Annotated in this window: 16 protein-coding genes and 1 pseudogene; 9 read left to right on the forward strand and 8 right to left on the reverse strand. The window is 65.4% G+C overall.

Annotated features, from left to right (window positions below; all coding sequences use genetic code 11):
- Positions 1–138: 138 nt before the first annotated feature.
- The 3 genes from F0357_RS15985 to F0357_RS15995 all read left to right on the forward strand — a co-directional run bounded on the left by F0357_RS15985 (position 139) and on the right by F0357_RS15995 (position 6,642).
- Entirely contained in the window at positions 139–3,447 is a 3,309-nt protein-coding gene (locus F0357_RS15985) for a hypothetical protein (protein WP_153484199.1), read from the forward strand.
- A gap of 119 nt (positions 3,448–3,566) precedes the next feature.
- Positions 3,567–5,921, forward strand: coding sequence for an Orn/Lys/Arg family decarboxylase (locus tag F0357_RS15990; protein WP_153484203.1), 2,355 nt, complete (start codon positions 3,567–3,569; stop codon positions 5,919–5,921).
- A 217-nt stretch (positions 5,922–6,138) separates the two neighbouring features.
- Positions 6,139–6,642: a GNAT family N-acetyltransferase gene (locus tag F0357_RS15995; protein ID WP_153487131.1), complete on the forward strand. Its 504-nt coding sequence runs from the start codon at positions 6,139–6,141 to the stop codon at positions 6,640–6,642.
- A 163-nt stretch (positions 6,643–6,805) separates the two neighbouring features.
- Here F0357_RS15995 and F0357_RS25280 read toward each other — a convergent pair whose 3' ends face one another.
- From F0357_RS25280 to F0357_RS24650, 8 genes and pseudogenes are all read right to left on the reverse strand, one after another.
- Entirely contained in the window at positions 6,806–7,606 is an 801-nt protein-coding gene (locus F0357_RS25280; RefSeq protein ID WP_312861720.1) for a S1 family peptidase, read from the reverse strand.
- 48 nt (positions 7,607–7,654) lie between these two features.
- Positions 7,655–8,344: pseudogene (locus F0357_RS25285) on the reverse strand (reverse transcriptase family protein); the annotation flags it as partial.
- A 484-nt stretch (positions 8,345–8,828) separates the two neighbouring features.
- A complete protein-coding gene (locus tag F0357_RS16005) occupies positions 8,829–10,304 on the reverse strand; it encodes a M81 family metallopeptidase (protein WP_153484210.1) in 1,476 nt (491 codons plus the stop codon).
- Positions 10,305–10,361: 57 nt separating this feature from the next.
- Complete coding sequence (locus F0357_RS16010) at positions 10,362–10,730, reverse strand: RidA family protein (protein WP_153484214.1); 369 nt, start codon at positions 10,728–10,730, stop codon at positions 10,362–10,364.
- A 25-nt stretch (positions 10,731–10,755) separates the two neighbouring features.
- Positions 10,756–11,583, reverse strand: coding sequence for a carbohydrate ABC transporter permease (locus tag F0357_RS16015; RefSeq protein WP_153484217.1), 828 nt, complete (start codon positions 11,581–11,583; stop codon positions 10,756–10,758).
- Positions 11,580–12,449, reverse strand: coding sequence for a carbohydrate ABC transporter permease (locus F0357_RS16020; RefSeq protein ID WP_153484220.1), 870 nt, complete (start codon positions 12,447–12,449; stop codon positions 11,580–11,582). The genes F0357_RS16015 and F0357_RS16020 overlap by 4 nt, the downstream gene beginning before the upstream one ends.
- Before the next feature lie 83 nt (positions 12,450–12,532).
- A complete protein-coding gene (locus F0357_RS16025; RefSeq protein ID WP_153484222.1) occupies positions 12,533–13,783 on the reverse strand; it encodes an ABC transporter substrate-binding protein in 1,251 nt (416 codons plus the stop codon).
- A gap of 261 nt (positions 13,784–14,044) precedes the next feature.
- Positions 14,045–14,320 (reverse strand): hypothetical protein, encoded by a 276-nt coding sequence (locus F0357_RS24650; protein ID WP_246161747.1) that lies wholly within the window; start codon positions 14,318–14,320, stop codon positions 14,045–14,047.
- On the opposite strand from F0357_RS24650, the gene F0357_RS16030 reads away from it, so the two are divergent.
- Genes F0357_RS16030 through F0357_RS16055 form a run of 6 tightly spaced genes read left to right on the forward strand, consistent with a single transcriptional unit; the run spans position 14,201 to position 19,296 of the window.
- Positions 14,201–14,935 carry an SDR family oxidoreductase gene (locus tag F0357_RS16030; protein WP_312861721.1) on the forward strand — a complete coding sequence of 245 codons (735 nt, stop codon included), beginning with the start codon at positions 14,201–14,203 and terminating at the stop codon, positions 14,933–14,935. The two genes, F0357_RS24650 and F0357_RS16030, sit on opposite strands and share 120 nt — an antisense overlap.
- A gap of 9 nt (positions 14,936–14,944) precedes the next feature.
- Positions 14,945–16,012: an ABC transporter ATP-binding protein gene (locus F0357_RS16035; RefSeq protein ID WP_153484234.1), complete on the forward strand. Its 1,068-nt coding sequence runs from the start codon at positions 14,945–14,947 to the stop codon at positions 16,010–16,012.
- Between the two features lie 4 nt (positions 16,013–16,016).
- Positions 16,017–16,898 carry a MurR/RpiR family transcriptional regulator gene (locus tag F0357_RS16040; RefSeq protein WP_312861621.1) on the forward strand — a complete coding sequence of 294 codons (882 nt, stop codon included), beginning with the start codon at positions 16,017–16,019 and terminating at the stop codon, positions 16,896–16,898.
- Between the two features lie 33 nt (positions 16,899–16,931).
- Positions 16,932–17,993: a D-TA family PLP-dependent enzyme gene (locus F0357_RS16045; protein WP_312861623.1), complete on the forward strand. Its 1,062-nt coding sequence runs from the start codon at positions 16,932–16,934 to the stop codon at positions 17,991–17,993.
- A gap of 41 nt (positions 17,994–18,034) precedes the next feature.
- Positions 18,035–18,523: a hypothetical protein gene (locus F0357_RS16050; protein ID WP_153484237.1), complete on the forward strand. Its 489-nt coding sequence runs from the start codon at positions 18,035–18,037 to the stop codon at positions 18,521–18,523.
- An 11-nt stretch (positions 18,524–18,534) separates the two neighbouring features.
- Positions 18,535–19,296 (forward strand): TIM barrel protein, encoded by a 762-nt coding sequence (locus F0357_RS16055; RefSeq protein WP_208948376.1) that lies wholly within the window; start codon positions 18,535–18,537, stop codon positions 19,294–19,296.
- Positions 19,297–19,303: the final 7 nt, after the last annotated feature.

The raw sequence follows: 19,303 nt of genomic DNA on the forward strand, positions 1-19,303 counted from the left end.
ATCGTGCCGCAAGCGCGGAACGTATCGGCGGAAAGCCGGCCGTTGTGCGTTGTAGGGCGGCAGGCGCGGTCGGCCAATCCGCCGGTGGACGAATCGAGGCGCAGCGTCGAGTCTGGGAGATGATCAGAAGGATGCGGAATGGCTGAAACGGCGAACGTCGAGGGCGCGGAGAAGCGCAAGCGCAGGAGCGTCCCTGCGCATATCGGCGTGTTCTGCCTGCGCAGCATCATCGTGCTCTCCGCCGTCGTCACCATTCTCATTGCCGGGCTCGGCGCGCGCTTCGGCTATGGACCGATCCAGATCAATTTCGTCGCCCGCGGGGCCCAGGGCATCCTCTCGACCCTCGCCGGCGCCGAAGGCATGGCCCGCGTCGGGACGGCGCAGATCGGCTGGAATTTCGAGAACGGTTTCGTGATCGCGATCAAGAACGTCGTCGTCGCTGGTCCGAGCGCGACGGCGACCGTGCCGGCCGTCGTGATCGACCTCGACGATCTCGCCTTGCTGACCGGATCGCTCAAGGCCCGTTCGATCTCGATCGAGCAGCCGAGCGTCGAACTCGCGCCGCTCGGAGCCGCCCGGTCGGCGGGGCCGGAGCCGATCGCCCTTCTCGAAATGCTCAACGAGCGGCTCCGCCGAATCGCCGAACTCGCCCGGCAGCGCGGGCTTGAGACTTTCACGGTCAGTTCCGGCCAGCTCCAGGTCCCCCGTTCGGCGCCCAACGCGCCTCCGCTCGTGTTCGACGGCATCGACGTCACCGTGAACGCGCGGGATGGCGGGTTCATCCAGGGGACGATGCGGGCCTGGGTCGATGCGCAGTTGTGGAGCGCCTCGTTCGATCGCTCCGCCCGCGACAGCGGCTTCCAACTCAAGATGAGCGCCGACGGCATCGGGCTCGCCGAGGCGCTCGGGGTCGATACGATCTCCGCCGATCTCACGGTGGCGCCGAAGGTCGATGCGCGGTTCGACGCGAACGGCAAGGCGGTCGCCGCGACCGGCACCCTCAATGTCGGCGCCGGCTATATCCGCATCGGCCCAGACGGTACCCGGCTGAAGCGGGCCGGCATCGCGCTGACCTGGCGGCCCGAGCACGACGATTTCGCGCTGACCCCGTCGCCGATCCTGTTCGGCAATTCCGAGGTCGTGGTCGCCGGCACGATCAACGCCCCGGACCCGACCGATGCGCGGTGGCGCTTCTCGCTGACCATGCCGCGCGCGCTCATCGCGCCTTCGGACATCCCGGGTCCGCCGGCGGTGATCGAATCGGCGACGGCGACCGGCTATTTCGATGCTGCCGCCCAGATCCTCGACATCCCCAAGATCACCGCGAAGGCCGGCGCCTCCTATGCCGAGGGCGACGCCAAGTTCGATTTCACACCCGGCGGCCCACGCGGCTGGATCAACGGCCACGCGACCGACGTCTCCTACGACACGTTCGTCCGGCTGTGGCCGAGCTTCGTCGTGCCGCCGGCACGCAAATGGCTCCTCGAAAACATCTTCGGCGGTCACATTTCGACCGCCTCGATGAAGATCGTGGCGAACGCGATCGACTTCAAAGGCGATCCGACGATCCCGAACCCGACGCAGGTGCCGGCCATCAGCAGCGTCGTGTTCGACCACGCCATCTTCAAGCTGCCCGGAACTTTGCCGCGGCTGACCGATGCCGTGGGAACGGTCGATTTCCGCGACAACAAGATTGCCCTCGACGTCTCATCTGGAACGGTGACGCCGCCCATCGGTGGCCCGATCGCGGCCTCGAACATCACCTATCGCACGAGCAGCGTGCGCGACCGGCCAATGCACGGCTGGCTCGGCGCGGACCTCGTCGGTTCGGCCATCGCGATCGGGTCGCTCGCCGACGACGATCCGATCAACGCGATGAAGCCCCTCGGCATCGATCCCGCGACGCTTTCCGGCAGCGCCAAGGTGACGTTCGCTCTCGACGGGCCGATGCGCGACGTCATCGATCCCAAGGAGATCGCCTGGCAGATGACGGCCGATCTGCATGACGTGGGCTCGTCGGCGCCGATCAAGGATCACCGCATCGACAAGGCGAATGTCGTCGTCAAAGCCGACAATTCCCTGATGACGATCAAGGGCAAGGCCGACGTGGACGGGCTCGCCGCGACCGTCGACCTGACCCAACCGCTCGGCAAGGCCGGCGCCCTCGGCCACAGCGACGTGACCGTCGTGCTGACCGATGCCGACCGCAAGGCCCGCGGCCTCGATCTCGGCGGCCTCCTCACCGGCCCGATCGGCGTCACCATGAAGGGCGGCGCGGATGGCCGGCAGACCTTCGACGTCGATCTCACCAAGGCCTCGCTGACGCTGCCCGGCATCGGCTGGACCAAGGGGCCCGGCGTACCGGCGGAGGCGGTGTTCGACTTCGTCGACAAGGGCGCGACGCGGCGCATCGAGAACCTCGTCGTGACCTCGGACGGGGTCGATGTCGAGGGATCGATGCAACTCGGGCCGAAGAGCGAGCTCATCTCGGCGAGCTTCCCGACTTTCTCCCTGCGCCCCGGCGATCAGGCGAGCGTCCGCGTCGACGCCAAGAAGGGCGGCTACGCGATCAAGGTCGACGCCGAGAATTTCGACGGCCGAGGGCTCGTGAATCAGATCAAGAAGTCCGGCACGTCCGATGCGGCTGGCAGCGGCTCCGGCGGCAAGGCGAAGGCGTCTCCGGACATCGACATCAAGGCGAGCGTGGGCAAGCTCGTCGGCTATCGCGGCGCGACCCTCGACGATGTCGATCTCACCGCGAGCTTCGCCAAGGGCGGGATCGCCGCCCTCGACCTCAGTGCCCGCACGGGCTCGGCGCGCAGCGGCGTCACCGTGAGCGTCGCACCGAAGGACGGCGGCAAGGCCATCACGGCTTCGCTCGGCGATACCGGGCGGGTGCTGCGCTTCCTCGATTTCTATTCGCGCATGACCGGGGGGCAGGGCACCATCGATGCGGTGAACGCAGGCGACAAGACGAGCGGCACGCTTCAGGTCGACAATTTCCGCATCGTGTCCGAGCCGGCGCTCGCCAAGATCTACGATCAGGCGAAACAGGCGCCGAGCCTGCAGCGCGCCGCGGCGGAGACGCCGTCACCGCCGTCCTCGACCGCCTTCGCCTCGCTCGACGTGCATTTCGAGGCGGACGCCTCGACGATCCATCTGACCGACGGCGTGCTCAAGGGCCCGACGGTGGGGGGCACCGCGGCCGGCACCATCAACCTCAAGGCCCAGACCCTCGAACTCGCCGGCACCTTCATTCCGATCTTCGCCCTCAACAACCTGTTCGGCCGCATCCCGGTGCTCGGGGAATTGCTCGGCGGCGGCACCGACGGCGGTCTGATCGGCATCACCTTCAAGCTGAGCGGCCCCATCACGGCCCCGGCCTTGAGCTTCAACCCGGTCTCCACCATCACCCCGGGCATCCTGCGCAAAATCTTCGAATATTGAGGCGGGGCGCCCTCGCGCCACTCCGCGGCCCCGCTTTGCGCGCACGGCGTTGCAACACTGTCGTCGCATTGTCATGGAAGTTGCCGACACCTCGGGGTCGGACAAGCGCGGGTGCCCTCATGGACTATTTCAGACGCTTCACCTTCCTCTTCGCCGCCCCGACCTTCGATGCGGAGGATCTGGAGGGCGTCCGCTTCAACCAGATCGTCACCGAGATCCAGCATTCGGGCTTCGAGGTGGTGCGCGCCCGCAATCTCGAGGACGCCGAGATCGCGGTGCAGACCGATGCCGCGATCGGCTGCATGATGGTCGACTGGGGCAAGAAGGGCCTCGAGGGCAAGACCGCCGGTCTCATCAACCTGATGCGCCGCCGCGGCCTCGATTTCCCGATCATCCTCCTGATCCGCCGCAAAAGGCTCGAGGACGTGCCGGTCGAGGTGCTCGACTTCATCGATGGCTACGTCTTCCTCTCCGAGGAGACACCGGCCTTCATCGCCAAGAACCTCATCAGCCGCCTCAAGCAATATGCCGAGACGCTGAAGACGCCGTTCTTCGGCGCCCTCGTCGATTATGCCGAGGAGGGCAACCAGCTCTGGACCTGCCCGGGCCACAACGGCGGCGTGTTCTACAGCCGCAGCCCGATCGGCCGTGTCTTCATGGAGCATCTCGGCGAGGCGGTGTTCCGCGACGACCTCGACAATTCCGTGCTCGATCTCGGCGATCTCCTGACCCACGAGGGTCCCGCGCTCGCGGCGCAGAAGGAAGCGGCCAAGATTTTCGGCGCCGAGAAGACATATTTCGTCCTGAACGGCACCTCGACCTCCAACAAGGTCGCGCTCTCGGCCCTCGTCACCGACGGCGATCTCGTCCTGTTCGACCGCAACAACCACAAGGCCGCCCACCACGGCGCGCTGATGATTTCCGGCGGCATCCCGGTCTATCTGCCGACCGAGCGCAATGCCTACGGCCTGATCGGCCCGATGGCGCTCGAGGCGTTCGACGAGACGGCGCTACGCGAGCGCATCCGCACCCATCCGCTCGTCACCGACCCGGAGGCCTGGAAGAAGCCGCGGCCCTTCCGCGTCGCCGTCGTCGAGCAGTGCACCTATGACGGCACCATCCACCACGCCGAGACGATCCTCGCCCGCATCGGCCATCTCTGTGACTACATCCTGTTCGACGAGGCCTGGGCCGGCTTCATGAAGTTCCACCCGCTCTATGCGGGCCGCTTCGCCATGGGGCTCAACGGTCTCGGCCCGGACTCGCCCGGCATCATCGCCACCCAATCGACCCACAAGCAGCTCGCGAGCTTCTCGCAGGCGTCCCAGATCCACATGAAGGACCGGCACATCACCGGTCAGCGCCGGCGCGTCGAGCACCGCCGCTTCAACGAAAGCTTCATGCAGCACGCCTCGACCTCGCCGTTCTATCCGCTGTTCGCCTCCCTCGACGTCGGCGCGCAGATGATGAAGGGCCGCTCGGGCGAGGTCCTGTGGGACGACACGATCCGGCTCGGCATCGAGCTGCGCAAGAAGATCCGCGCCTTGAAGCGGGAGTTCGAGGACAAGGAGAGCCGGCCGGAGCGGCGCTGGTTCTTCGAGCCGTTCGTGCCGGATCGCGTCGCGATCCCGGACGTCGCGACCGGCGCCACCCACGAAGTGCCGTGGGAGAGCGTCGCGACGGACCTGCTCGCGACCGACCCGACCTATTGGCAACTGACCCCCGGTGCCGCCTGGCACGGCTTTCCGAACATGGCGCCGGGCTTCGCCATCACCGATCCGAACAAGCTGACGCTGCTCACCCCCGGCTTCGACGGCGCGGGCGGCGACTATGCCGAGCACGGCATTCCGGCCCCGATCGTCGCGCAATATCTGCGCGAGAACCGCATCGTGGCCGAGAAGAACGACCTGAATTCGCTGCTCTTCCTGATGACGCCGGGCGTCGAGGCCTCGAAGGCCGGTACCCTCATCTCGGGGCTCGTCGCCTTCAAGCGGCTGCACGACGACAATGCGCTCCTCGAAGACGCCATCCCCGAATTCTACCGCCGCCGCCCGGCGCGCTATCAGGGGGTGCGGCTGCGCGATCTCTGCGGCGAGATGCACCGCTTCTTCCGCGATTGCGGGGTGAGCGCGCTCCAGCGCAAGCAGTTCTCCGCCGATCATCTGCCGGAGATCGCGCTGTCGCCGCGCGAGGCGGCGCGCCGGCTGGTGCGCAACGAGGTCGATTATCTGCCGATCGACGACATCGCGGGCCGCATCGCGACGACGCCGTTCGTGGTCTATCCGCCGGGCATCGCAACCATCGTGCCGGGCGAACGGCTGACCGAGCGCGCCGCGCCGATGATCGCCTACCTCAAGATGTTCGAGACGTGCTTCAACACCTTCCCCGGCTTCGAGGTGGAGATCCAGGGTCTCTACCGCGAGGTGGATGCATCGGGCCGCGTCCGGCTGCATACTTACGTCGTCGCGGAATGAGCGGGTGCGGCGCCGCCGCGGCGGGCGAACGGGTGTCAACGGGACGGATCGTGACGTGGGTCGGGAGAGCGTGAGCGACGTGGGCGAGGGCGCGGCCGGCGAGGGGCCGGCGCAGACGGGCGTCTCGGCCCACGACGCGGTGGCGACGGGGCCGGGCCCGGCGGCGGACGGGCCGCCGATCGTGGTGCGGCCGTCGCGCGACGGCGACATCGAGGCGATGCTCGCGATCTATCGCCACCACATCGCCCGCGGCGTCGAGCTCGGGCTCGAAGACAGCGACGCGCCGGAGGCGAACGACTTGCGCGACCGGCGACAGAACCTCAAGAGCCGCCGGTTCCCGCACCTCGTCGCGGTGCGCGGCGAGACGGTGGTCGGCTACGCCTATGTCGTCCTGTTCCGCAAGCGCCCGGCCTACCGCTACACGGTCAAGCACTCGATCTACGTGCACCATGCCTGCGTGCGCCAGGGCATCGGCGGCCTGCTCATGCGCGGGCTGATCGACGCCTGCGCGGCGGCGGGCTTCCGTCAGATGATCGGCTATATCGACGCCGACAACGCCGCCTCCCTCGGCCTCCACGACCATTTCGGCTTCACCCGGGTCGGCTATCTGCCCGGCGTCGCCTATCGCTACGGCCGCTGGGCCGACACCGTGATGGTGCAACGCTCCCTCGGCCTCGGCACCACCGCGCCGCCCCCACCGCTGCCGCTGTCGACGCGGTGAGGGGGGAGCCGCCGCTCCCTCTTCTCCTTTGTATATGGGGGTATCTCATCATTGCGTTGTGCGGTAAGCTATAATAATATATGTATTTCTCCGAGAGAATCTGTAATAAAGAAGAACAACGATTATGTTTATATCAAAATAATATTACGTTACTTATAATATTCTACGCGTGGACTAACTTCGTCAGCTCACTGATTTCTACTGCAATATCTTTTTCTTCGGTTGATCCGCCTTTGTGTATAACGCCGAAAACGCAATTGTCGCGATCAATAAGCGGGCCACCTGACATTCCGGATGACAATTTTTGCGTAACCTCAACTCGCCCCACTCCGCTCTTCATGGAGAGTGAGCATACCGTGCCAGTTCGAATGCTTAGGCTGTCGCCGGGGCCGTAGTCAGGATAGCCGGCTGCGATAATAGATTGCCCGACCGAAGCGCGTACTTTGGATATCTTAATATTTCTGTACTGAGAAGTTGGGATCGAGTGGGAGAGAATGGCTAAATCAAGATGTTTATCTATCTTCTGCACGTTTGCTTTGTACTTTTGGGTCGGATTAAGGGGGTTATAGACATCAATATCTGTCGCTCCCTCGACGCAATGAGCAGCCGTTATGAGGCCGATATCATGCACAAAAAAGCATGTGCCTTGATCGCAGGCTGTGTTGTTGTCGACAATCCAAACTGCAAATTTTCGTATTTCTTCATACGTAGGCTCGACTAATATTTTTGGCTTAAATAGCAGATTAAACCGATCTGCATTTTTCCTAAATACTGGATCGGAACGCCCACGGATGTGACCGTGCCACTCAATCTCGCCACGTAGATGGGCGTGTAGTGTTCCCTTGCCGGCGTGTTTACTAATAAATTCATCAGTCGCCTTCGCGATGCCGAATTTCTCTATAGAGTATAAGGTGGATCTGATATTCCGAATGAATTTCCTGTCCAAGTTGACAAATTCATTCACTTTAAGTCCTGTAACCATTCTGCGAGAGTGTCGGTCTGCGTAATGGCACTTTTGCGAGTTTATGTTAAATCCATTTGTATATATAATTGATATTACGTCCTTTGATAGAATATTTGCATCGAAATGCCCGACAGGAGGTGCTCCGCTTGCGAACAGGTTTGTCAATGGGCTTCTGCTTGATATTGTGATATCATCTGCATATCGCGTGTAAATATAACGATATCGCTTAGCTATAGAAAGAAAATCGCGATCCATGCGAAAGCAAATCATGTTGGATAGCATTGGACTTGTGGGTGCCCCCTGTGGAAGGTACCCGCCCATGCAACACAATCTACCGATTATGGCTGATACACGAGGGGTAATGCATAGGGAATTCATCAAGCCGACTATGCGATCCTCGGTTATCGATGGAAAGAAGTCCGATAGATCAAGATTAACGATATACTTACTCTTCAAATGTGAAGCTGCATTTGTCTTGATTGATCTGCCTTCAACGTAAGCGTGAACAGGATCGCGAACGCTATATATACCTGAAATTACTTTTAGTAAGCGCCTTTGAATATACTTAAGCCTGTCATTGGGGGCATTAATAACTCGTAGTTTTCTGCCGTGGTGCCCAATGTTAAAGTTGTGATACATCCAATCTCGGCGCCACCATATTTTGTTTAATTCGGCAGCGGTTATCCCCAAGTACTCGAGAAGATCTTTCTCACTATGAAATTCTTTCGGTATTGGCATATGAATTGCGCTCGCCCGAAGTGTATTGGTGCGAGATCTCCGCTCCAGTCATGCAGTGGCGTCCTCATTGACGGCGCCCCCGTTTTCTCGACACATTAGCTCTTGCGCCGCAGTTACGACAGCGCGTATGCGAGCGGAAATCTCGCGCCAAGATAGTAGCAGCGCTGCTCCTGAACGACCAGATGGCCTGTGGATAACAAGAGGGCTATCGTTAGGAGCGTTTAATTCGTAATTTGTGTTCATGCTAGTGGTTAAATTTCTGAGAAACTGAATCCAAAAAAATCCGCTATGTATAATTGGCTGTGTATCTGGCAATTTTAAATAATAAAATTCGTAAATAACAAAGTAAAATGTACAATCTATGTAGATAATAAAGTTCTATCGTATCTGTGCGGTGCAAAGTGCGACTATTCTGAGATGGGACATAGCTGCGATCGTGCTCGGCTTTAGGGCTGAGGTTCGCCGCAGTCCTCGGCTCCGTCCCTCACCCGCCGTGCGGGTTCTCCACCCTCGGCCAGATTTCGCGGGCGAGCTTTTTGTAGTTCGTTTCGCGGGGGTGCGAGGGGTAGGGCGCGCCGGCGTCGATGTAGACGATCTCGGCGGCGATCGGCGCGAATCCGGCATAGAAGTGGTTCGTCGATTTGACGAGCAGCATCGTCTTCTTCAACGGGTCGAGGCCGAGATTGGAGAAGATGTCCGGCTCGAAGGTCTGGGTGCGGTTGGTGTTGAGGATCACCTCCGTCGCCGTGCCCTTGAGGCGGATCAGGGCGGTGGCGCCGAGGGTGACGCGGCTCGCGCCGAAGCTCTGCCAAGATTCCGGCACTGCGCGCACAACCTCGACCACGGCGTCGATCGGGGCACCGCCGTCCGGTCCCGCCTTGCCGCCGAAGCGCAGTTGGATCTCCGCGCCTTCGCCGGCGGCGAGGCAGAAGGTGACCGCGATCGGGTCCCAGATGGTGGCGACCGCGACGTCGTCGAGCCCGCGCTCCAGCATCCGGCGCAGGATCAGCGTGCCGTCGCCGGCGACGCCGCCGCCCGGATTGTCCCACACGTCGGCGATCACCACCGGCTTGCCCGGTTGCGCCGCGGCGAGCGCCGCCGCCTTGTCGAGCCCGGCCTCGGTGTCGAGCATCGGCATGGCGGTGCGGCCGCGCAGGGCGAAGATTTCGAGGCCGAGGCTGCGGGCGAGCGTCTCGGCCTTCGCCCGGTCGCCGTCGGTGACGACGAGCGTCTGAGTGCCCATCTCCGGCACGTCGGCGGCCATGAAGCCGTGGATCAGCGAGACCGAGAGCACGCCGTCGCGGCCCTGAAGCGCCTTCAGGCGATCGACGAAGCCGCGCATCGGCTCCCGGCTCGTCGGGAAGACGTCGATCATGCGGCAATCGAAGGTCGCCATCACCGGCTTGATCTCGCCGCGCAGGGTGCGCAGGGCGAGATCGACGACGTGCTCGCCGCGCTCGAGAAAGTCGGTGTGGGGGAATTCGAGAAAGGCGGCGAGGATGTCGGCGTTGGCGACGCGCTTCTTCGTCAGATGGCTGTGGGGATCGAGCTCGGCCGCGATCAGCACGTCGGGGCCGACGATCTCGCGCACCCGGGCGAGCAGGTCGCCTTCGCAATCGTCGTAGCTTTGGGCGACCATCGCACCGTGGAGGCCGAGAACGACGCCGTCGACGGGCAGGGCGGCGCGCAACTGGTCGAGGATTTCGTCGCGCAGGTCTTCGTAGGCCTGGCGCTGGAGCAGGCCGCCCGGCTCCGCCCAGGTCGCCGTGCCTTCGATGACCGTGAAGCCTTCCGCGCGGCCCCGCCGCCGCAGCACGACGACCGGCGAGGAGCACAAGGTCGGCGTGTCCGGGTGGGCGCCGGGGCCGGCATAGAACGCGGCCTCGAAGCTCGCCCGGTCGGTCGGCACGGGGGAGAAGGTGTTGGTTTCGGTGGCGAGCGAGGCGGTGAAGATGCGCATGATCGGTCGGGCTCGGGGCTCTGCGGAGCCCGGGACGGGGAGCGGTTCGGCGGCCGCTCAGGCGAGCGGCTTGTAGGCGACGGCCTCGATCTCGACCTTGATGTCGATCATCAGCCGCGCCTCGAGCGTGGTGCGCGCCGGCGGGTTCTCCGGGAAATAGGTGGCGTAGGTCTTGTTGAAGGCGCCGAAATCCCGGGCGTCGGAGAGGATCACGAAGGTCTTCACGACGTCTTCGAGGCCGGCGCCGGCAAGCGCGAGGGCGGCGGCGATGTTCTCCATCACCTTGCGGGTCTGCGCCTCGATGCCGCCCGCCACCACGCTGCCGTCCGCCTCGGTCGGCACCTGACCGGAGACGAAGATGAAGTCACCCGCGCGCACGGCGGGCGAGAGCGGCACGTGGGCGGCACCGAAATGAAGGCGGGTCATGAGGTAGGCACTCCGTTGTCCGGGATCATTTGACGGCGCCGAGGGCGAGGCCGCGGACGAGATAGCGTTGCAGCCAGGCGAACAGGATCGCGACCGGCACCGAGGCGACGAAGGCGGCGGCCATCACGTAGTGCCATTCGACGGTGTAGCGGCCGGAGACGAGGGAGAAGATGCGGATCGGCAGGGTGTAGCTCTCCTCCCGCCGCAGCATCGTCAGCGCGATGACGAACTCGTTCCAGGCGCTGATGAAGGTGAAGATCGCCGTCACCACCATCGCCGGGACCGCGAGCGGCAGGAACACGGCGAACAGCGTGCGCATCCGCCCGCCGCCCTCCATCCACGAGGCTTCCTCGAGATCGAGCGGGATGGTCGAGAAATAGCTCTGCAGCATCCAGACGCAGAAGGCGATGTTGAAGGCGACGTAGACGATCGTCAGCATGCCGAGATTGTCGATCAGCCCGATGCCGGCGACGAGCCGAAACAGGCCGATGACGAGCACGATCGGCGACAGCATCTGCGAGACGAGGAGGAATTGCCGGAACGCCTCGCGGCCCCTGAAGCGGTAGCGGCTCAGGGCGTAGGCGGCGGGGATCGAGACCGCGATGGTGAGCACCGTCGTCGCCACCGACACGTAGAAGGAATTCAGGAAGGCCTGGGCGAAGCCCGTCACCGTCCACATCTCGGTGAAGTTCTGCCAGCGCACCGCGCTCGGCCACCAGGTCGGGTCGAGCACCTCGGTCGCCGGCTTCAGGGCGGTGATGAACATCACCGCGAAGGGAAACAGCACCGCGATCACGATCGGCGAGAGCAGCAGCCAGAACAGCGCCGAGCGGGCGAGCTTCTTGCGGCTCATGGCTTTTCCTCCCGCATCGCGAGGCGGACATAGATGATCGTGAAGACGAGCAGGATGGCGAACATGATGAGCGAGACCGCCGCCGCCTCGCCGAGCTTCCCGAGCCGGAAGCCGATCTTGTAGAGATAGGTGACGAGGATGTCGGTCGAGTTCGCCGGGCCGCCCTGGGTCGTCGCCCAGATGATGGGGAACGAGTTGAACACGTAGATCGTGTTGAGCACGAAGGCGATGTTCACGAACGGGCGCAGCAGCGGCAGGGTGATCAGCCGGAATTGATCCCACTTTCCCGCGCCCTCGATCGCCGCGGCGTCGTAGAGATCGTCCGGCACCGAGGAGAGGCCGCCGAGGAAGATCGTCACCGTGAACGGGATCGAGACCAGGATGCCGATGAGGATCTGGACCGGGAAGGCGGTGGCAGCCTGGGCGAGCCACTGGATGTTCTGATCGATCAGGCCGAGATCGCGCAGCGCCGAATTGAGCATGCCGCTCTCGCCGTTGAGCGCCCAGCGCCAGACGATCGCAGTCATCGTGAGCGAGACCGCCCACGGCAGCATGATGAGGATACGGGCGAACCCGCGGCCGTAGAAATCCTCGTTGAGGATGAGCGCGATCGGCACCGAGACGACGAGGGTGCCGACGACCACCGCGACCGTCCAAACGAGCGTCCGCCACAGGGCGGCGATGAAGTCGGGATCGGCGAACAGGGTGCGGAAATTGTCGAGGCCGATGAAGTCGCGGAGGATGCCGAAGCGGTTCACGTCGTGGACGGCGAGCGACACGATCTCCTTGAGCGGCCACAGGATGATGACCGCCGCCATGAGGAAGCTCGGCAGGATCAGCGCATAGGGGGCGAGGGTGCGGTTCATGCGTCCGTCGGGCTCCGGCGAACGGCCGGGTCGGGCCGCCCCGTCGTGGGGGCGGCCCGACCCGGCCGGTGGCGCCGTTCAGATCACTTCATGGACAGGGTTTCGTTGATCTTCGCCGCCGCGTCCTTCAGCGTCGGCTCGATCTCGCCCTGGCCGAGATAGATCTTCTGGATCGCGTTCGAGGTGGTCTGGGCGATGTCTTCCCAGCCCGGGATCACCGGCGCGAAGTGCGCCTTCGGCAACAGCGAGGCGAACACCTTGAGGTCCGGATTGTCGGCGAACATCGGGTTCTTCGCCTCTTCGGCGTTGACCGGCAGGAAGCCCTCGATCTTGTCGAACTTGGTGCGCTGCTCGGTGGTGAAGAGGAAGTCGAGGAACTTCCAGGCCTCGTCCTTCACCTTCGAGTTCTCGAACATGACGATCGAGTCCGTCACGCCGTAGGTGCCCTGGTCGCCGTTCGGGCCGGCCGGGATCGGCGCCACGCCGTAATTGAGCTTCGGCGCCTCCTTGGCGATCTGGCCGGACAGGAAGGGCGCGGTGATGACGGTCGCGACCTTGCCCTGCTTGAACAGGTTCTGCACGTCCTCGCGGTTATAGGAGGTGACGCCGGGCTCGGTCAGACCCTCGTCGATGAAGCTCTTGTAGAGCTTGGCGGCATCGATCGCGGCCGGGCTGTCGATGCCCGACTTGCCGTCCTGCACGATGTTGCCGCCATAGGACCACAGGCCGTAATAGAAATAGACGTCGGTCTCGATTTCCTTGCCCTGGAGACCGAAGCCGTAGACGCCGTCGCCGGTCGCCTTGATCTTCTCGGCCGCCGTCTTGAAGTCGGCCCAGGTCTTCGGGGCCTCGTCATAGCCGGCCTTCTTGAAGACGTCCTTGTTGTAATAGAGGGCGCGGGCGGAGGCGGCGATCGGCAGGCCGTAGACCTTGCCGTTCATGATCGACGGCGTCAGGAAGGTCGGGATGAAGCGGTCCTTGAAGGCCGGCGTCACGTAAGGATCGAGCGGGGCGACGATGCCTTGGCTGACGAAGTCGAGCAGCCAGCGCGTGCCGATGATGGAGAGGTCCGGGTTGGCGCCGGCCGAGATGTCGGTCGTCAGCTTCTGCTGGAGGTTGTCCCAGGGCACCACCTCGATGGCGATCTTGGTGCCGGGATTGGCGGCCTCGAACGCCTTCGCCGCCTCCTGGAAATAGGGGCCGGTGCCGCTCGAATATTCCGCGACCGTCACGCGCACGGTGCCGGCTTCGGCGACACCGCCGAACGCGGTGAGCGCCACGCCGGCGAGAAGCCCGGCGGCGGCGAAGAGGCTCTTGCTCTTGAACGTCGTCATTCGGTCCTGTCCTCTGGTGGAAGGGGCACCCGCCGAACCCGATGCGCCGGAGGCTTGGAAAGCCCGCGGGGAGACCGGAGCCGGCCGAGGCCGTGTCAGCTCTTATTTGCGCACCCTCCGGGATCTGGATCCGGGGGTGCTTGGAGAGGCGGCGCCTGCCGAGACGGGGCTGCACCTCATGGTGGCGACCCCGCGCGGCAACGCGATCCGAGGGCAGTGTTCTATGTAATTTATTTTCGCGCAATGCCCATTTTCGACCGCTCACAAACATATTTCGTGTTGCTTTTTTTCAGAATGCCCCTTTTGCTTGTGGTTCCTGGAGGGGCGCTTCGCCCCTCGGATCGAGCCTGTTCCGAGATCGCGGCCGATGACGATTGCTTCCCCCTGTCCTTCGGGCTCGACGGCCGCGCCGTGCTGATCACCGGCGCCGGCGGTGGCATCGGGCGGGCTCTGGTCGCCGCCTTCGCCGCCGCCGGGGCGCGAGTCTCCGGCGCCGACCGGTCGGCCGATCTCATGACCGATCTCGCCCTCGAGCATCGTCTCTCCTTCGATCTCACCGACGCCGCCGCCGCCCGCGACGCCGTCGCGGCGCTGGAGAAGGCGGGTGCGGCGCCGGACGTGCTGATCTCCAATGCCGGCTTCACCCGCGGCGAAACCCTCGGCGACGTCGATGCGGACGTGTTCGCCTCCGAGCTCGCCACCAATCTCACCGGCGCCTTCCACATCGCGGCACCGGCGATCGAGAGCATGGCGCGGCGGGGCGGCGGCGCGGTCGTGTTCATCTCGTCGGTCAACGCACTCGCCCATTACGGCAACCCGGCTTATTCCGCGGCGAAGGCCGGTCTGGTCGCCTATGCCCGCGCGGTCGCGGTCGAGCGCGGCGTGGCGGGGGTGCGGGCGAACGTCGTCTGCCCCGGCTCCGTGCGCACCGCCGCCTGGGACCATCGACTCGAGAAGGCGCCGGACCTGCTCGACCGCGTGCTGCCGCATTATCCTTTGGGTCGGATGGTGGTGCCGGAGGAGGTCGCGAAGGCGGCGCTCTTCCTCGCCTCCGATCTCGCGTCGGGCATCACCGGCACCGTTCTGCCGGTCGATGCTGGGCTCACTGCCGGCAATCTGCGCTTCGTGCGCGACGTCATCCAAGGGGCGTGAAGGGGAACCATGGCCTCGCTCAAGATCAACGACCTCGTCAAAGCCTACGGCCACACCCGCATCCTCCACGGCATCGACCTCGAGGTGCGCGACGGCGAGTTCGTCGTGCTCGTCGGTCCGTCGGGTTGCGGAAAATCCACGCTGCTCAGGATGATCGCCGGCCTCGACGACATCTCGTCGGGCGAATTGTGGATCGGTGACAAGCTCGCCAACACCCTGCCGCCCCAGGGGCGCAACATCTCCATGGTGTTCCAGAGCTACGCGCTGTTTCCCCATATGAGCGTGCGCGCCAATGTCGGCTTCGGCCCGCGCATCCGCCGCGAGCCGAAGGAGGGGATCGCCGCGAAGGTCGCCAAGGCGGCAGCGACGCTCAACCTCACCGATTATCTCGACCGCTTCCCGCGGCAGCTCTCCGGCGGCCAGCGCCAGCGCGTCGCGATGGGCCGCACCATCGTCCGCGAGCCGGACCTCTTCCTGTTCGACGAGCCGCTGTCCAACCTCGACGCCAAGCTGCGCGTGCAGATGCGCACCGAGATCAAGGCGCTGCATCAGGCGCTGAAGACGACCATCGTCTACGTCACCCACGACCAGATCGAGGCGATGACGATGGCCGACCGGATCGTGGTGATGAATGCGGGGCGGATCGAGCAGGTCGGCGCGCCGCTCGATCTCTACGACCGGCCGGCGAACCGCTTCGTTGCCGGCTTCCTCGGCTCGCCGGCGATGAGCTTCATTCCCGGCATCCTGGAGCGCGGCGACGGCGCGCCGCGGGTTCGCACCGCCTCCGGTGTGGTTCTGCCTGTCGGCGAAACCAATGCGACGTCTGGCCAGGCGGTCGAGATCGGCATCCGACCGGAGCGCTACCGGGTGGCAGCGGCCGGGGATGGCGTGCCCTTCGAGGTGAAGGTCGTCGAGCCGACGGGGTCCGAGACTCACGTGTTCGGCTCCATTGCCGGTACGGAGGTTCGCTGCGTGCTGCGCGAGCGCGTGTCGGCCGAGCCCGGCAGCGTACTGCCGCTCACGGTGGACCCGGCTGACGTCCACGTCTTCGACGCCGGCACCGGCGAACGGCTGTGAGGCGGTGACGACGGCGCCTCATATCGATCTGGTGGCCCGGCTGCGGGAGATCGCCATCGCCGGCAGCCGGTCGGACCAGCGCCTCGCGGCCGAAGTGCTCGCCGATCCCGAATTCGCCACCCGCGCGCCGATCGCCGACCTCGCCTTGCGCGCGGCGGTGAGCGAGCCGACGGTGACACGCTTCTGCCGCGCGCTCGGCTGCACGGGCCTGCGCGACTTCAAGGTCCGCCTCGCGCAAGCGGTAGCGACCGCCGGGCGCTACATGCGGCCGGCGGTGCGCCGCGATCCCGGTGAGCGGATGCCGCAGATGATCGCCGCCGGAGCCCACGGGGCGATCGAGGCGGTCTGCCAGGGCATCGATCTCGGCCGGCTGGCGGACGCGGCCGAACGGGTCGTCGGCGCGCGGATGGTGCGGGCCTACGGCTCCGGCGGCACGTCGTCGTTCGCCGCGGTGGAGCTCGAGACCCGCCTGTTCCGGCTGGGGGTGCCGATTTCATCCCACATAGACGGCGAGGTGCAGCGCATGACCGCCGCCGCGGCCGATGCCGAGACCGCCGTCGTCGCCTATTCCGTCTCGGGCGAGGTCCGCTCCGTCGTCGATGCGGTCACCGTCGCCCGGCATTATGGGGCGGCGACGATCGCCTTCACGGCGCCGGGTTCGCCGCTCGCCGATGCCGCGGCGATCGTCTTTCCGTTCCGTGTCGACGAAGGGCTCGACGTTTTTCGCCCGTCGCCGGCGCGCTATGCGATGCTCGCGCTGACCGATCTCCTCGCCATGGCGGTGGCGGAGCGGATCGGCACCCCGGCGGTCGAGCGGATGCGCCGCATCAAGCATCACCAGGGCCTCAACCGCCGCGACGCCACCCATCTCCCGCTCGGGGACTGACCCGGCGGCCGCCTCATTCGGGAAACCTCAACCGTGCCGTTCGATCGTCTCGAAACGCCTTGCGTCCTCATCGATCTCGACCGCGTCGAGGCGAACCTCGCCCGCGCGCAAGCCTATGCCGACGCGAACGGGCTCGCGCTGCGCCCGCACATCAAGACCCACAAGCTGCCGCGCTTCGCCAAGCGCCAGATCGAGCTCGGCGCGGTCGGCATCACCTGCCAGAAGCTCGGCGAGGCCGAGGTGATGGCGGATGCCGGGATCACCGACATCTTCCTGCCCTACAACATCGTAGGTCCCGCGAAGCTCGCCCGCCTCAAGGCGCTCGCGGGCCGCATCCGCCTGTCGGTGACGGCGGACGGCGCGGCGGTCGTCGACGGCCTGTCGCGCAGCTTCGCCGCCGCGGCCGAGCCACTGAGCGTCCTCGTCGAATGCGACACCGGCATGGGGCGCTGCGGCGTGCAGACGCCGGAGGAGGCGCTCGCGCTCGCCGAGACGATCGCCGCCGCGCCGGGCCTCGTCTTCGGCGGGCTGATGACCTATCCGGCGACCGGCAAGGTCGAGGCCGCGAACGCGTGGCTGAAGGCGGCCGTCGCGCTCCTCAGCGCCCGCGGTCTGCCGCCCGCGATCGTCTCCAACGGCGGCACGCCGGACCTCTGGCACGCCGGCGAGGTCTCTGTCGCGACCGAGCATCGGCCCGGCACCTACATCTATCTCGACCGCTTTCAGGTCGAGAAGGGCGTCGGCAGCTTCGACGATTGCGCGCTCACGGTGCTGACGACCGTCGTCAGCCGGCCGACCGCCGACCGCGCCGTGGTCGATGCCGGGTCCAAGGCGCTGACGAGCGACACCCTCGGGCTCGACGGCTTCGGCCGTGTCGTCGGCTATGAGGACGCCGTGGTGAAGGCGCTCAGCGAGGAGCACGGGGTGATCGACCTCTCCGCCTGCGGCGAGACGCGGCCCCAGGTCGGCGACCTCCTGCGCATCATTCCGAACCATGCCTGCGTTGTCTCGAACCTGTTCGACGCCGTCCATCTCGTCCGCGGCGATACGGTCGTCGAGACGGTTCCGGTCGCCGCACGCGGCCGGGTCGATTGAGCAGCACCGGGCGATCTTCCTCTGAAAATGGGCAGGCAAAGATGGGCAGCATGACCAACCCTTTCGCGGACGATGCCGATCGGCGCGCGATCTGGACGATGCTCGTCGAGCGCGACATCGACGCCTTCCTCGGACAGGATTGGGGGATGGTGGAGGGCGACTTCATCGCTGCGGGGTTCTCGGGCATCCACGCCCACTTCGAGGCGAACCCCGATCGCTGGACGATGGCCTTCCCGACGCTCGAGGCCTATCGGGACGAATGGCTGCGCCAGGCGGCTGCGACTGCGGCGACCGGCTATGCCGAGCCCTTGCGCGATGCCCTGTTCCGCGCGACCGATCTCTCCGAAATCGAGATCAACGGCGCGCGGGCGATCGCCCACAAGAAGTTCGACGGCACCGTTGCCCGCGCCGACGGCGGCATCGACCGCCTCGATTGGCAGACGCTTTATTTTTGCGCCAAGACCGCGGCGGGCTGGAAGATCACGGGCTTCGTGGGCTACATGCCGCGCCGGCTCGGTGCGCCGGCGTAAGGAGCAACGAGGTGGGCTTCCGCTTCTCCGCCAATACCGGCTTTCTGTTCAAGGATCGGCCGTTCCTTGAGCGCATCACCGCCGCCAAGGCCGCAGGCTTCGATGCGCTCGAATTCCATGACGAGGCGCAGAGCGCCGATCCGTCGGCGCTCGCGGACGCGCTCACAGCGGCGGCGCTTCCCGTGCTCGGCATCAATGTCCGCATGGGCGACACCTCCGGGTGCGCGGCGATCCCGGGCGCGGCGGACCAAGCCCGGCGGGACATCGACGCGGCGGCCGCCGTCGCGAGCCGCATCGGGGCGACGGCGATCCACGTCGTCGCCGGAAAGACGGACGATGTGGGGGCGGATGCCGCCTACCGGGCGGCACTCGACTACGCGCTCGGGGCGACGGACCTGATTATCCTCATCGAGCCGATCTCGAAGATCGCCATCCCGGGCTATTTCCTGAACGGTATGGATCAGGCGCGGACGATCATCGAGGAGATCGACCATCCGCGGCTCAAGATCCTGTTCGATTGTTATCATGCGGCGGCGTTGACCGACGGCGACATCCTCTCCGCGTTCGCGTCCGTCGCCCCGTGGGTCGGCCACGTCCAGATCGCCGCCTACCCGGGACGCGACGAGCCGCGCGTCGGAGCGGCGGCCTCGCCGGACTTCGCCCGCCTTCTGCCCGCGCTCGCCGCCGGCGGCTATCCCGGCCCGTTCGGCTGCGAATATCGCCCCGCCGGCGACATCGCCGCCTGCGTCGCGGACCTGCGCACCATCGCCTGAGAAGGCA

This window comes from Segnochrobactrum spirostomi, from assembly GCF_009600605.1.
GTDB lineage: Bacteria > Pseudomonadota > Alphaproteobacteria > Rhizobiales > Segnochrobactraceae > Segnochrobactrum > Segnochrobactrum spirostomi.